This is a genomic window from Methylomonas sp. DH-1, from assembly GCF_046097555.1.
GTDB lineage: Bacteria > Pseudomonadota > Gammaproteobacteria > Methylococcales > Methylomonadaceae > Methylomonas > Methylomonas koyamae.
Genome location: NZ_CP143089.1, coordinates 4,024,762 through 4,040,433, shown reverse-complemented (window position 1 = coordinate 4,040,433; position 15,672 = coordinate 4,024,762). Strand labels below are relative to the sequence as shown.

The following is a 15,672-nucleotide window of genomic DNA, read 5'->3' as shown; positions in this document are numbered from 1 at the left end:
ATCTACCTTGTTTTGCGTTGTGGTTGCGAGTTTCGGGAATCGTAGGCAATAAAAATTCGATTCCGGCGGCTCGGGGCTGCCGCTGTGCATGCAAAACTGCTGAGTTGCCACGGCGGCCGTATTCTGGAAATTATAGACTGCCGGCAGTGTTTTTATTTGCCAGGCATTAAGGCTTGCCGAATAACGCCAATAAAAAAGCCGTCCCCGCTCGCGCAGGGGACGGCTTTAGGGCTTGCGGCTAGAGCTTACCCGATCAGGATGTCGTTTGCTCCGGTACCGGAGGTTGCCAACGCGTCTGCCGCGGCGACACCGGTCAATTTGATCAACAAATCGCCGCCGGTGTTTTCCTGGAACACGTATGTGTCGCCGCCGAAGGCGAAGGCACTGGTTTCCCCGTCTGCTGTGGTCATCAGTTTGGCTACTTCAACCCATTCCGCCAGAGTATCGATGTCGGCAGCGTCGGCACCTCCCAGCGTAATGACGCCGTCCGTGCTGTCGGCCGTCAGTACTTTCGTGTTGTCAACTCCGCTAATAGCTTCCACCACGTTCTTGCCGGCAATGTCTGCAATTATGGTTGGTGTGCCGACTAAGTCCAGAGTGTCGGGGCCAGTACCGTCTGCCAGCACGAACCCGTTTACCGTATCGAAGCTGCCGCTCTGAATGTTACCGCTATCGCCAGCGGCGAAGACGAAGGTATCCGCGCCGGCGCCGCCAGTCATCGTATCAGCACCTGCTCCTCCAGTGATTTTGTCTGCCAAGCTGGTGCCGGTAATGGTGTTGGCATCGGCATCTCCGTTGATGTTGACCAAGTCGGTGCCGGTATCGAAAGCATTGCCGGAGCCGAATGCGGTGAAGGTTAGGCCCGCCAAGCTCACGGCGGTGCCGCCGACGACATTGACTTGCAAGGTCGCTGCACCAGCCGCGGTGGCGTTCACCAGCAAGGTCGAGCCGGTCAGTTGCGCACCGGTGAAAGTGGCTGTTTCGCCTGAGGTAATAATCAACTGCTCTACATTAGTGATACCGCTATTACCTGCCCCGGTAAAGTCGGTATCGGTCACGACTTTCAGGGCATCCCAATCTGCGCCGCCATCGATGGTTTCGCCGAAACTGACGTCGCCGGTATCGAACACAAAGGTATCGTTGCCTGCGCCGCCGGACAGGTCATCCGCACCGGCATCGCCATCAATGGTTTGAGCGCCGTCGCCGCCGACAATCACGTCTGCCACATCAGTGCCCGTTACTGTCGAAGTAGTTTCGATGCCCACTGTGTCGACCGTGCTGTAACCCAGCGTTGCCAGTCTGGTGACCTGGGCGCCGGTCAGGAAATCGAGCTGGTTGGCGGTGATCGCACCGACTTGGGTCGAAGTCAACGCATCGAGCTGGCTGGTGGTCAGTACCGCAAACTGCGCTTCGGTCAACGCCTGGATATCCGAAGTCGACAACGCGTTCAATTGAGTTGCCGTCAGTTTTGGCAATTGGACTGTGGTTAACGCTTCCACTTGGGTGGTTGTCAAAGCGTCGATTTGCGCAGTCGTTAACTTATCGATCACGTTGGTGGAAATCGCCGCAATTTGGGTTGTCGTCATTTTTTGCAAATCGGCGACTTCGATCGAGGCAATTTGGTCCGAGGTCAACGCTCCGACTTGAGTGGTACTCAACTGGCTGATTTGCGACGTGGTTAGCGATGCGATTTGGCCGCCGGCGCCGGCAGACAAGGCCGCAATCTGGGTAGTGGATAGCGCGGCCAACTGGGTTGTATTCAAAGCCTGAACTTGCGATGAAGTCAGTGCGGTCAAGCCGCCGGTAGCCAATAAGCCCTCCATGTTGACGAAAGCCATGTCGCCGGCTTCGATTTTGGCGACTTGCGCATTCGACAGTGCCGACACTTGGGCCGATGTCAGCGCCGAAACTTGCAAGGTATCCAAGGCCACGACTTGGTCTGTGGTTAGCGCCCCCATTTGGTCTGTCGTCAATGCATTGATTTGCGTCAGCGACAGTTTTTGCAAGTCAGCGGTTTGGATCGCTTCGATTTGCCGTGTGGTCAGTTGTGCTATTTGCGTTGCCGACAGTGCCGCGAACTGGGCCGAAGACAACGTTGCAATCTGGCCGTCCGTTCCCAGCGTCAAAGCTTGCAATTGGTTGGAAGTCAAAGCCCGCAATTGGTCGGTCGTCAACGCCGCGATTTGGCCGTTGGTTGCCGTGGTCAAGGCTTGCAGAGCCAAAATCGACAAGCCTTTGATCGCGTCGGTGGTAACCGCTCGCAAGTCGGCGGTTTCCATTTTCACGATTTGGTCGGCACTCAGCGCACCCAACTGGGTCGAGCTAAGCGCTTGCACTTGGCTGCTGGTCAGTTTTTCCACTTGCGAAGTCGTCAACGCCGAGATTTGGGTAGAGGTGAACGCCTCGATTTGCGTGGTTTTCAATGCCGCCAAGTCTGCCGTTTCCAGAGCTTGAATCTGATTGGTGGTTAGTTTTTGCAATTGGTCACTGGTTAACGCCACGGCTTGTTCGGTGGTCAGAGCGGCAACTTGGCCGCCGGCTCCCAGAGTCAATGCCTGAATTTGCGTTGTCGTCAGTGCCGCAACTTGTGCCGTCGTCAACGCTGCGATCTGGCCATCGGTTGCCGTGGTCAGCGCTTGCAAGCTATCGGTAGTCAGGCTTTGCAGCGCCGTTGCGGAAATCGCGCGCAAATCGGCGGTTTCCAATCCGGCTATCTGACCCGGGGTTAGAGCGGCAACTTGGGTGCCGCTTAAATTCGCAGCTTGGTCGGAAGTCAGCGCCGTCACTTGCGATGACGTCAAAGCGGCGACTTGAGCGGTGGTCAACGCCTGGATTTGCGGAGTCTTCAAGGCTGCTATGTCGGCAGTTTCCAAGGCTTGGATTTGCTTGGTAGTTAATTTGCTCACTTGGGTGGTGGTCAAATTGGCTACTTGATCGGTCGTCAGAGAAGCGATTTGACCATCGGCTTCGACGGTCAAAGCCGTCAGTTGCGTCGTGGTCAAGGCTGCAACTTGGTTTGTGGTCAACGAGGCGATTTGGCCGTTGGTGCCGGTGCTCAGAGCCTGCAGCGCGTCGGTGGTCAGACTTTGAATTGCGGTGGTGGTAACCGCACTCAAATCCGCGGTTTCCAAGCCGGCTACCTGGCCCGGCGTCAAAGACGCCACTTGCGTACCGCTCAATTTTGCCGCTTGATCGGAGGTCAATGCGGCAACTTGGGTGGAGCTCAAAGCGGCAACTTGGCCGGTTGCGCCAGTGGTCAAGGCTTGAATCTGAGCCGCTTTCAGCGCCGCTATATCCGCCGTTTCCAATGCCTGGATTTGGTCGGTAGTCAGCGACGCAATCTGGCTGGCTTGCAGATTCAACACTTGGGTTGAAGTCAAAGCCGCAATCTGGCCGCCGGCGCCGGCAGTCAGCGACGTGAGCTGGCTACTGGTCAGTTCGGTCAGTTGCCGGGTAGTTAAAGCGGCAATTTGGCCGTCGGTTGCCGTAGTTAAAGCTTGGATCGCCGAACTCGACAAGCCTTTGATGGCATCGGTCGTTACTTGCGCCAAATCCTCAGTTTCCATCGCAGCAATTTGGTCCGCCCGTAACGACGCCAGTTGCGCAGAGGTCAGCGCCCCGGCCTGGGTTGTAGTCAGTTTTTGCACTTGGGTGCTGGTCAATGCCGCGATTTGGCCGTCTGTGCCGGTTGTCAGGGCCTTGATTTGGTCTACCGTCAGTTTTTGCAAATCGGCGGTTTCGATCGCAGCGATCTGATCGGGCAACAATTGAGAAATCTGAGTGGTGGTCAGTTTTTGGATCTGCTCGGTGGTCAGCGCGGCGATTTGGCCTGCGGTGCCGACCGACAATGCCTGCAACTGGTCGGAGGTCAGCGCCTTGATTTGCGAGGTGGTCAAACCGGCGATTTGGTTGCTGGTCAGTGCCGAAATTTGGTCGGTCGACAAGCCGCCGATCGCTGTTGAAGCGAGATAAGCCAAGTCGCCGGAATCCAATGCGGCAATTTGGGCATCGCTCAACGAAGCGATTTGGCTGGAGGTCAACGCTTCGACTTGGCTCGTGGTCAGGCTCTGTACTTGGGCTGTCGTTAGAGCGGCAATTTGCCCGGTTGCGCCGGTAGTCAGTGCGGCGATTTGAACCTTGCTCATCGCTACCAAATCGTTGGTTTCCAGTGCCGTGATTTGCGCAATTCTCAAAGCGGCGATCTGTGTCGTACTCAATTGCTGGACCTGATCGGCGCTTAAGCTAGCGATTTGGCCGGCTGTGCCTTCGGTCAATGCCTGCATTTGGGTAGTGGTCAACGCCGCGATCTGGTCCGGCGTCAATGCGGCAATTTGTACCGTCGACAATTCGGTAATCTTGTCGGTCGATAGAGCCTTCAGCGACGTGGTCGACATGTTGGCGATGACGTTGGTGGTCAGCGCTGCAAAGTCTACCGCCTGCATGTTTTCGATTTGGGTAGAGGTAAACTTGTTGAACTGGGTGTAAGTCAACGATGCGGCTTGGGCTGTAGTCAGGGCTTGAATCTGATTCGCGTTCAGAACGGCTATCGCATCGGTGGCCAGCTTGGCCAAAGCACCGGTGGCCCCGGTGGTCAGTGCGGCGAAAGATGGTGTCGGCATATTGGCGACTTGGGTCGCGGTTAATTTCGACGCCTGGTCCGCGGTTAAAGCTGCGGCTTGGGTGGTCGTCAACGCGGCAATTTGCTGCGTAGTCAGGCCTTGCAATTGGGTGCTGGTCAACGCGGCGATGGCATCGGTTTTCAGTGCCGAAATATCGGAAGTCTCGATCTTCGCCAACTGAGTGACGCTGAATTTAGTGACTTGGTCCGAAGTTAAAGAATTGACCTGCGCGGAGGTGAATTTAGCGATCTGAGATGTGGTCAGGGCGGCAATTTGCGCAGAAGTCAAAGCCGCAACTTGACCAGTCGCGCCGGTGGTCAGAACCGCGATTTGGTCAGTAGCCAGCGCTTGCAAGACCGCAGTTGCCAAACCTTTGATGGCCGCCGTGGATATGGCCGTAAAATCGGTCGATTCCATGATCGCTATTTGGGCCGAGCTCATTTTGGCGAGTTGAGTCGATGTCAAAGCAGCCGCTTGCTCCGAACTGAATTTTGGCAATTGGCTGGTCGTCAGCGCGGCAATTTGAGTCGTGGTCAGACCGGCAACTTGGTCTGTGGTTAGGTCGGCGATCTGGGTAGTAGACAACGAGGCTATCACGCTTGAACTCAAGCCCTTAATCGCATTGCTGCTCAATTTTTGGAAATCGGCGGATTCGAGGTTGGCGGCTTGGGTCGTAGTCAGGCCGGTCAGTTGGCTGGAACTGAACGATGCTGCTTGCGAGGTGGTCAACGCGACAATCTGGTCAGTGGTTAAGGCCGCGACTTGCAGGCTGGTCATGCCGGCAATCTGGCCGGCACTGCCTGTGGTCAGCAATTGGATTTGGTCGGTGGTCAGATTGGAAATTACCCCGGTCGACAAGCCTCTGATACCGATGGACGAGAAGTTGACGAAATCGGCGGAATCCGTGGTTTCGCTGATCAACACGCTGAATTGGCTGGTACTAAGTGCCGCCACCTGAGCCGATGTCAGAGAAGCTTCCTGGCCGGAGCTTAAGGCTTCCAATTGCGTCGAAGTCAAGGCCGCGATTTGGGCGGTCGACAAACCGGCCAACAAGCCGGTCGCGCCGGTGGACATGCTGGCAATCTGGGCGGTAGTCAAACCGGCGATCGTTGCGGTGGATAGGCCTTTGACGCCGGCCGGAGACAATTTTGCGAAATCCGCGGATTCCATCGACGCAAATTGATCGGAGGTGAATTTGGCGACTTGAGTCGATGTCAACGATGCGGCTTGATCGGTGGTAAGCGCGGCAATTTGGCCATTAGTGCCGGTAGTCAACACGGCAATTTGAGCGGTGGTCAGTGCCGCGATCTGGCCGTTAGTGCCGGTGGTCAGACTGGCGAATTGCGTGGTAGTCAGGTTCGCTACGATTGCGGTTGAGAGGCCTTTGATGCCTAATGACGTGATCGCGGCAAAATCCGTGGCTTCCATCGACGCAAACTGGGCTGTGCTCAAGATTGCGACTTGGCTGGATGTTAAAGAACCCGCTTGTGCAGTCGTCAGAGCTTCGATTTGTGTCGGCGTCAATGCCTGAATTTGGGCGGTGGTCAACGCAGCGATTTGCCCGGTTGCTCCGGTGGTCAGTGCCTGAATTTGCGAGGTAGTCAATGCGGCCAAGGCGTCGGTCGTCAGGCCTTTGATGCTGGCAACTTTGATTTTCGCCAAATCGGCGGTTTCGAAACTGGTGATTTGATCTGAGCTGAATGCGGCCATTTCGGCGGATGTCAGCGAAGCGGCCTGATTGGTTGTCAGTGCTGCTATCTGGCCGGTCGCGCCAGTGGTCAACGCCGCGATTTGTGCGGTGGTGAAGCCTGCTACCGCAGAGTTGGACAATTCGGCAAAATCGGCGGTTTCGATGGCTTGAACTTGACCGGTCGACAGTTTGGAAATTTGGGCTGCAGTCAACGCCGGTGCTTGTGTCGTGGACAGTGCGGCAATTTGGCTGGTGGTCAACGACGAGATGTTGGTGGTGGAAATGCCGGCGATTGCGCTGGAACTCAGCGCCGCGAAATCGGCCGTTTCCATGTCGCTCAATTGGTCGGAGTTGAATTTGCCGACTTGGGCCGCAGTCAACGAGGCGGCTTGGCCGGTAGTCAAAGCTCTAATGTGGCCGCTGGCGCCGGTGGTCAGTGCCGTGATTGCGTTGGTCGTCAATTTGGCCAGGGCGCCGTTGGCGCCCGTGGTCAAGGCGGCGAAATCCTCGGTTTCCATATTGGCTACTTGGGTCGAGGTCAATGCCGCGGCTTGAGCGCTGGTCAAAGAACCGGCTTGCGACGAACCGAAAGCCACGATTTGGTCGCTGGTCATCGTCGCGATTTGCGCGGTCGTCAGTCCGGCCACTTGGCCGTTGGTGCCGGTGGTCAGTTTCTGGATTTGCGTAGTGCTCAGCGAGGTCAGCACGGAGGTGGTCATGCCTTTGATCGCGCTGCTGGAAATCGCGACTAGATCGGTCGATTCCATGGCCGAAAACTGGCTGGAAGACAATGCCGCAATTTGTGCAGAAGTGAATGCAGCGGCCTGCTGCGTCGACAAGGCCACGATTTGGCCGTCGGTTGCGGTGGATAATGCCGCAACTGCGGCGGTCGACAAACCACGGATAGCATCGGAATCCAATGCGGCAAAGGCGGAGGTCGACAAATTACTGATTTGAGTCGAGTTAAGCGCTGCAGCTTGAGCCGAAGTCAAGGCCGCGGCTTGGGCGGAGGTCAAGGCGTCGATTTGGGTTGACTTCAGTGCTGCAACTTGCAAGGTGGTCAAACTGGCAACTTGGCCAGCGCTGCCGGTGGTCAGCGCCGCCACCTGAGCGTCGGTCAAACCCGCCACGGCGGACGCTGTCAGGCCTTTGATCGCGGCGGTGGTGATACTCGCCAGCGCATCGGTCGAGATTTGCGCCACTTGCGCCGAGGTTAATTTAGCGACTTGCAGATTGGTTAAACCGTCGGACTGGGCGGAGGTCAGGTTTTGAATCTGCGTCGTCGTGATCGACGAGATGGCGGAGGTAGTCAATTGGCCAATCGTGGAGTCCTTTAGCGCGCCGAAATCTGCGGCATCCAATGCTGCGACTTGGGCGCCGCTGAGGTATTTGGCTTGGTTGGGAGTCAATGCGCCAACCTGGTTAAAGTCGAGTGCTTTGACCTGAGCGGTGGTTAAAGCGGCAATTTGGCCGGCATTGCCCGAGCTGAGGCTGGCGACTTGGCCTGTTGTCAACACTGCTATTTGCGAAGTGGCTAGGTTGCTGAGGACAGTGGTCGTCAATCCCGATATTGCCGTTGTGGATATTGCACTGAAGTCATCAGTTTGCATTGCACTAACTTGCGCGGAGGACAATTTGCTGACCTGAGTGGCCGATAGCTTATTGATGGCCTCGGTTGTGAAAGCCGGCATTTGTTCGATTGTTAGCGCGGTGATATGTGCCGCGCTTAACGATGGAATTTGCGTTGTCTGTAAGGATGCTATCTGGTCCGTCGTCATGGCGGCGATTTGGGTCGTCGTCAACGAGGAAATTTGGGGATTTGTCAGCTCGCTAATTTCCGTGGTGGTTAAGGTTGTGATGTCTGTTGTGCTAGTGATTGTTACGGCCATAAGATTGTCCTATTGATATTTTGAATTATTCATTGCTACTGAGCGCCGGTTGACTAACTTGCGAGCGCGAACGTTATCGGTGAGGTCTTTCTCTGACTTATCGGTAACAGACGAAAAAACCTTAATCGGTTTTTACTGGCGATGAGTTATAGCAGCATCTACGCTAATTAAATATCAGCCCTGTTTGACGCTTGTCACAGTTTGGCCAATTGTCACGAAGTGTAGACACAAAACTGAGTTGCGCATCGAAATTTGCCGGTCCGGCAAATGCGACGGATTTGGTGGGGCGCTGGCGAGTGTGTGAAAATTGTGCCGTTTTCGGGAACTTTGAGCCGCAACCAAGGATATGAACACCCCCCAATCCGATTTAGTTGAAGCGTTGAGGCTGTGCAAGGGCGCGTTTATCTCCGCTGCCGGTTTTAGTTTTGTAATCAATGTATTACAACTGGTGCCGACCATCTACATGCTGCAGGTTTACGACCGGGTGGTGCCGACCGGCAACCTGACGACTCTGTCGCTGTTGACGTTGATTTTGATGGTGTTGTTCGTAACGATGGGCGTGTTGGAATGGGTGCGCTCGCAGATATTGGTCAGAGTCAGTACTCGCATTGAGGTACTGCTCAGCGAACGATTGTTGAAAGTGGCTTATAAAATGGCCTTGTATTCGAACGGCCAGCGCGCCAGCATCCAACCGCTCGACGACTTGACCTCATTACGCCAATTCATGACCGGCAGCGGTTTGTTCGCCTTTTTCGATGCGCCCTGGTTGCCGATCTATTTGGCAGTGATGTTTATGTTCCACCCCTGGTACGGTTGGGCTGGCGTCGTCACGGCAATTCTGCTAGTCATCGTCGCTTACGTGCAGGAAAAAACCACCAGCAGGATGTTGAGCGAAGCCAACGGTACGGCGATGAATGCCCGCAATCTGGTCAGTAAAAACCTCAGAAACGCCGAGGTGCTGGATGCGATGGGCATGTTGCCCAACATCCAGAGCCGCTGGCTGAACAGCGTGCATAAGGTGCTGCGGCTACAGGCCATCGCCAGTTCCCGGGCCGGTCTGATCAATGCCGTTTCCAAATTGGTACGCTTGTCGTCGCAATCGTTGATACTGGCGCTCGGCGCCTATCTGGTCATCGAAAACGAGATATCCTCCGGTTTGATGATCGCCGGTTCCATCTTGCTGGGTCGGGCGTTGGCGCCGATCGATATCGTGATCGGCACCTGGAAAGGTTTTATCAACGCCCGCGGCCAATATAACCGGCTGAACGAGTTGTTGGTGCAGATGCCGGCCGAATCGAAGAAAATGACCTTGCCGGATCCGGTCGGTGCCTTTCAACTCGATGTGGCGCAGGTGACGCCGCCGGGCGCGAAAACTCCAGTCATTAAAGGCATCAGCATGGCCATCGCCAAAGGCGACGTGGTCGGCGTGATCGGCCCCAGCGGTGCCGGTAAATCGACCTTCGCCAGAGCCTTGCTCGGTATCTGGCCAACCTCCAGCGGCACGATTCGGCTGGACGGCGCCGAGATTTTCAATTGGAACCGCGACGAACTCGGGCCGCATATCGGCTATCTACCGCAGGACATCGAATTGTTCGAAGGCAGCATCAGCCAAAACATCGCTCGCTTCGGCGACGTCGATCCGGAGAAAGTCGTCGCCGCGGCGAAGATGGCCGATGTCCACGAACTGGTGCTGCATTTGCCGGACGGCTACAACACCCTGATCGGCGCCAATGGCGGCAATCTGTCCGGTGGCCAGCGCCAACGCATCGGTTTGGCTAGGGCTTTGTACGGCAATCCGGTTGTCGTGGTGTTGGACGAACCCAACTCCAACCTGGACGAACAGGGCGAAGTCGCGTTGGGCCGCACCATTCAACGCCTCAAAGCCAACAAAGTCACTGTGATCGTCATCACCCACCGCAACAACGTTTTGAACAATGTCGACAAATTGCTGTTGCTCAGCGACGGCCAACTGTCGGTGTACGGACCGAAGGACCAGGTTGTGGCCCACTTGCAAAAGGTCGCGTTGCAAACCGCGCAGCAACAACGGGCCGAACAAGCCCACGCCGGAGCCTAATCGATGAGCCAATCTTCGGAACTGGAAGCCGTCTCCTTAGTCACCGACGACCGGCCGATCCGCAATATCGGCCACGCCGTCATTTTCGCCACGCTCGGCATCTTCGGCGTCTGGAGTTATTTCGCGCCGCTCGACAGCTCGGCGATGGCGCCGGGCTACGTTGCGGTGAAATCCCACCGTAAAACCGTGCAGCATCTGGATGGCGGCATCGTCAGCGAGTTACTGGTTAAGGACGGCGATTTCGTCAAGGAAGGCGACGTGATGATCCGGCTCGACGATACCGCAATTCGTGCGGAACAGGATATCCTGCGCAGCCAGCAGATTACTTTGTCGGCCCAAGTCGCCCGGCTTAGCGCAGAGCGCGATCTCAAGCCGGCCGTCGAATTTCCGGATACGTTGCAGGATGACGCCGACGCTCGTACGCTGGAAGCCAAACAGGCTGAGAGCCGGATTTTCCTGGCGCGAAAACTTTCCCACGAAGGCGAAATATCGGTGCTGAAGCAACGCAGCACGCAGTTAGCCAGTCGGGTGGAAGGCTTGCGCGGGCAGCGCGCCGCCAAACAGGCTTTGGTCGAATCGTATAAAGACGAGCTGAAAGATTTACGCGAATTGCTGGCCGAAGGCTTTACCGGCAAGCAACGAGTGCGCGATATCGAGCGCAACCTGACCCTGTCTGCCGGCGAAATTGCCGCGCTGACCGCCGAAATTGCCGGTAACGAAATGCAGATCGGCGAAACCCAGTTGCAGATTTTGCAACTGGAAAAACAATTCCAGGAGGGCATCGCCGGCAAGCTGGGCGAGGCGCAGGCCCAACTTTTCGACGTTACGCAGCGCTTGACCGCGGCCCGGGAAAGACTGGCCAGAACCGAAATTCGGGCGCCTGGCGCCGGCCGCGTGCTGGGGATGACGTTACATAACGTCGGCAGCGTGGTCGGGCCGGGACGGCCGATTCTGGACTTGGTGCCGCAAAACGAAGATCTGATCGTCAACGCCCAGGTGTCGACGATGGACATCGACCGGGTGCACGAAGGCCTGAAAGCCGAAGTCCGCTTCAGTTCGTTCAAACAATCGGTAGTGCCCAAGCTCGACGGTATCGTTACCAATCTGTCCGCCGACCGGCTCAGCGACGAAAGATCGGGCATGGCCTATTACCAGGCCCAGATCGAATTGACCCCGGACAGTTACGCCAAACTGGGCGAGGTGGAATTGTTGCCGGGCATGCCGGCCGAGGTGTTGATCACGACCGGAGAACGCACCGTGTTGGAATATTTGCTGCAACCGATCACCAACGCTGTGGCGCGTGCCTTCAACGAAGACTGATGAAATCGGCTTGGAGTTTTGCCTTAGTGTTGGCGGTATCGGGTGTCGGTAAGGCGGTTGCCGACGATTTGTTGACCGTCTATCAACAGGCGCTGGGCGGCGATCCGAAATTGAAAGCCGCCGGTTTGAAACTGAATATCGGCACTTCCCAAAAAGAACAATCCTTCGGCGAGTTCTTGCCGCAAGTCACCGCAACCGGCAACTGGTCGCATAACGACCAGACCATCAGCGGCGGCGCGCGCGAGGTCAACACCACCTATCCCGGCAAGCGCTATTACATTTCGGTCAACCAATCGCTGGTCGATCTCGCCAAATTCTGGAATTGGCGCCGGGCCAAGGAAACCGAGAACGTCTATATCGAAGAGCAGCTAGAGGCCGAAAACGCGCTGATCGACGATGTGGTCGAACGTTACTTCGACCTGCTGCAAGCCGAGGACCAATTGAATTTGCTGCGCGGTGAAACCGAAGCGCTGACCATGCAGCACGAACAAATCAAACGCCAATTTGCCAAACAACTGGTCAAAATTACCGATCTGTACGAAGTCGAGGCCAGGCTAGACCAATTGCAGGCCAGCCAGATCGAAGCGGAGACCGTATTGGTCAAAGCCCGGGAAAATTTGCGGGAGATGACCAATAACCTGCCGCAAGACTTGGCGCGGCTGCGGGAAGATATCGAGTACCGGCCGCTGGAGGGCAATCTGGAGGATTGGATTGCAGTGGCGAAAAGCGAAAATCCGCTGCTGCGGGCGCAACTCAGCGCAATCGAAGCGGCCAGCGACGACGTGGCGATGCAACGCGCCCGGCATTTGCCGGTGGTCGATTTGCAATTCAATTATTTCAACAGCGATACCGGCTACCAAAGTTCGCGCACGCCGCAAACCGAAGTGCAGACTGCCGCCATCAACGTCAGCGTGCCGATTTTCAGCGGCGGCGTGATTTCCGAGAAAACCAACGAAGCGCAGCATAGGCTGGAGTTGGCAAAAAACGAAAACGAAAGCAAAATCCGCGGTTTGGTCAAGGAAATCAGCGACGCCTTTTTGACCTCCAACGCCAGCGTGCGGCGGATTGCCGCGTCGGCTAAAGCCTTGGAGTCGGCGAAAAAATCGCGCGAAGCCAAGGAAAAAGGCTTTAAATTCGGTCTGGAAACGGTTGGCGATGTGCTGGATGCACAGCAAGCCGAATTCCGCGCCAAACGCGATTTGGCGCTGGGCCGTTACAGTTACGTTAAAAGCCGGATGCGATTTTTACACGCGGTCGGCGTAATCTCGCCGCAGAACCTGCAAGAAGTCAACGAATGGCTGTACCAGCCGCAATCCACCAGCCCGAACTAACGATTTTGAATACCTCAGCCAGCCAATATTTAGTCGGTATCGATCTCGGTACCACCCATACCGTAGTGGCCTATGCCGCTGCCGGCGATCCGCAAAAGACCATTCGCTTGTTCGAAATACCGCAGATGACCGCGCCGGGCGAAGTCGCGGCGAAACCGCTGCTGCCGTCGGTGCGCTACCATCCGGCGCCGGGCGAGTTGAGTGCCGGCGCCGGTTTCCTGTTGGCCGAGGACGGCGCCGTGCTGGGCGAGGCCGCCCGAGCATTGGGCGCCAAATCCCAAGGGCGGCTGGTAACCAGTGCCAAGAGCTGGCTGTCGCACACGGCGGTCGACCACACGGCTCCGATTTTGCCGTGGGGTAGCGACGAGTCGGTATTCAAAGTATCGCCGCTGGCGGCGAGCGCGAGTTATTTGCAGCATGTGCGTACCGTTTGGGAACAGCGCTTTCCCGATGCGCCGTTGGCACGACAAACCATCGTCGTCACCGTGCCGGCTTCGTTCGACGAATCGGCGCGGTCGTTAACGCTGGAAGCGGCGAAATTGGCCGGTCTGGCCGACGTGCGGCTGCTGGAAGAGCCGCAGGCCGTCTGCTACGACTGGTTGCGGCGCCATGCCGGCAGTATTGAGCCTAGCCTGGCCGGCAGCCGCTTGATGTTGGTGTGCGATGTCGGCGGCGGTACCACCGACTTGACTCTGATCAAGATCGAATACGGCGCCGGCGAACCGCAATTGACCCGGATCGGCGTCGGCGACCACTTGATGCTGGGCGGCGATAATATCGATTTGGCCTTGGCTCATCTGGCCGAGAATCGGCTGCGCGGCGCCGAACGCAAATTGTCCAGCGCCGATTTGGCGCAACTGCTGGAGCAATGCCGGATCGCCAAAGAGCGCTTGTTGGCGGACGATGCGCCGGAGCAGGTCGCCGTGACTTTGCTGGGCGGCGGCTCCAAATTGATCGGCGGCAGCAAGAGCGCGGCTTTGAGCCGGGAAGAGGTCAGGCAGATTGCACTGGACGGTTTTTTGCCCTTGTCCGGTTTGCAGGAACTGCCGGACAAGAAGCGTAGCGGCGTGGTCGAATTCGGCCTGCCTTACGCCGCAGAGCCGGCGATCAGCAAGCACATCGCCGGCTTTTTGCAGTCGCATGCCCATGCCGCGCAACAGGCGCTCGGCGAGTCCGGTATTGTGCCCGATGCGCTGTTGTTGAACGGCGGCGTCTTCCGCAGCCGGGCACTGGTACAGCGGGTAACCGCGTTGTTGTCGGCTTGGCGCGGCGGCCGGGCGCCGACCGTGTTGGATAATCCGGACCCGGAATTGGCGGTCGCCTACGGTGCGGTCAGCTATGCCATCGCCCGCCGCGATAAAAAATTGCGGATCGGCGGCGGCGCGGCGCGCAGTTACTTTTTACTGATCGACGGCGCCGGGGAAAACCGGCGCGGCGTCTGCATTCTGCCGAAAGGCAGCGAAGAGGGGCATGAGCTATTGCTGGCCGGCCGCCACTTTGCATTACGCGTCGGCCAACCGGTGCGATTCCATTTGCTGTCCGCCAGCGGCGACGGCGATTACCGCTCCGGCGATCTGGTCGAGCTCGACGACGACCGTTTTCATAGCCTGCCGCCGTTGGCGGTGGCGTTCGAAGGCCAGCAAAAAGCCGAAGTCGCCGTGCAGTTGTCGGCAACCTATACCGAAGTCGGCACCCTGCGTTTGCAATGCGTCGCGCTCGACGGCGAGGGCCAGCGTTGGGACGTCGAGTTTCAGATCCGCAAAGCCAAATCCGCGCTGGTGAACGCCGATTTGCCTGTACAACTGCCGCAAGCTTTGGAAAAAATTCAGGCCGTGTTCGGTGCCAAATCCAAACAAGTCGACCCGCAGGCGGTAAAAATCCTGCGTGCCGATTTGGAAAAAGTGTTGGCTGCGCCGCGCGGCGATTGGCAAACCCCGCTGCTGCGCGAATTGTGCAATGCTTTGTTGGACGGCAGCAAATACCGCCGGCGTAGCGAGCAGCACGAGCGGTTGTGGTTCAGCCTGGCCGGATTTTGCCTGCGCCCCGGTTTCGGTTATCCGCTGGACGATTGGCGAGTCGAACAATTGTGGAAGCTGTATCCGGAAGGCCTGCAGTTCGTCAACGAAAAACAAAACTGGGCCGAATGGTGGACCTGTTGGCGGCGGGTCGCCGGCGGCTTGCCGGCCGAGGCGCAGCAGCGCATCTTTAACGACATCGGCAAGTTCATCAACCCGGCCTCGGCGCGCCAGCCGGGACTGGCAAAACAAATCGCCACCCGCGGTTACGAAGATATGTTGCGGTTGGCGGCGTCGCTGGAGCGCTTGGCCGTGGCGGATAAACTGCAACTGGGCGAATGGCTGTTAAAGCGCTTGGCCAAAGCCGGCGAACCGGAGCAAAGCTGGTGGGCCTTGGGCCGGATCGGGGCGCGGATACTGTTTCACGGCAATAACCACGACGTGATTCCGCCGACACAGGCGGCCGCTTGGTTGCAACAGTTGCTGGCGGTCGATTGGAAGAAGCAGGCCCAGGCCGGCTTTGCCGCGACCTTGCTGGCGCGGCGCTGCGACGACCGCGTCCGCGATATCGACGATGCCTTACGCCAGCAAGTGTTGGAAAAATTGAAGCAGGCCAAAGCCCCGGCGTCTTGGCAGGAGATGGTTGCCGAATACAAGGTGCTCGACGAAAGCCAGGAAAAACAAATCTTCGGCGAAGCCTTGCCGCCGGGTTTGAGGTTGATTTAAGGGGAGCC

5 protein-coding genes are annotated in these 15,672 nt (G+C 57.3%); 4 read left to right on the top strand and 1 reads right to left on the bottom strand.

All coding sequences use genetic code 11. From position 1 onward, the window contains the following. Positions 1-245: 245 nt before the first annotated feature. Positions 246-7,826 carry an S-layer family protein gene (locus VXJ35_RS18435; protein ID WP_064022696.1) on the bottom strand — a complete coding sequence of 2,527 codons (7,581 nt, stop codon included), beginning with the start codon at positions 7,824-7,826 and terminating at the stop codon, positions 246-248. Between the two features lie 718 nt (positions 7,827-8,544). Here VXJ35_RS18435 and VXJ35_RS18430 point away from each other — a divergent pair. The 4 genes from VXJ35_RS18430 to VXJ35_RS18415 are packed head-to-tail and all read left to right on the top strand — an operon-like array spanning position 8,545 to position 15,664. After that, positions 8,545-10,272, top strand: coding sequence for a type I secretion system permease/ATPase (locus VXJ35_RS18430; protein ID WP_064022694.1), 1,728 nt, complete (start codon positions 8,545-8,547; stop codon positions 10,270-10,272). A gap of 3 nt (positions 10,273-10,275) precedes the next feature. Next, the gene (locus tag VXJ35_RS18425) at positions 10,276-11,592 is read left to right on the top strand and encodes an HlyD family type I secretion periplasmic adaptor subunit (RefSeq protein WP_064022693.1); all 1,317 of its coding nucleotides are present in this window, start codon (positions 10,276-10,278) and stop codon (positions 11,590-11,592) included. Continuing rightward, a complete protein-coding gene (locus tag VXJ35_RS18420; RefSeq protein ID WP_064022692.1) occupies positions 11,592-12,923 on the top strand; it encodes a TolC family outer membrane protein in 1,332 nt (443 codons plus the stop codon). The genes VXJ35_RS18425 and VXJ35_RS18420 overlap by 1 nt, the downstream gene beginning before the upstream one ends. Then, positions 12,887-15,664 carry an Hsp70 family protein gene (locus tag VXJ35_RS18415; RefSeq protein WP_064022691.1) on the top strand — a complete coding sequence of 926 codons (2,778 nt, stop codon included), beginning with the start codon at positions 12,887-12,889 and terminating at the stop codon, positions 15,662-15,664. The genes VXJ35_RS18420 and VXJ35_RS18415 overlap by 37 nt, the downstream gene beginning before the upstream one ends. Positions 15,665-15,672 lie beyond the last annotated feature (8 nt).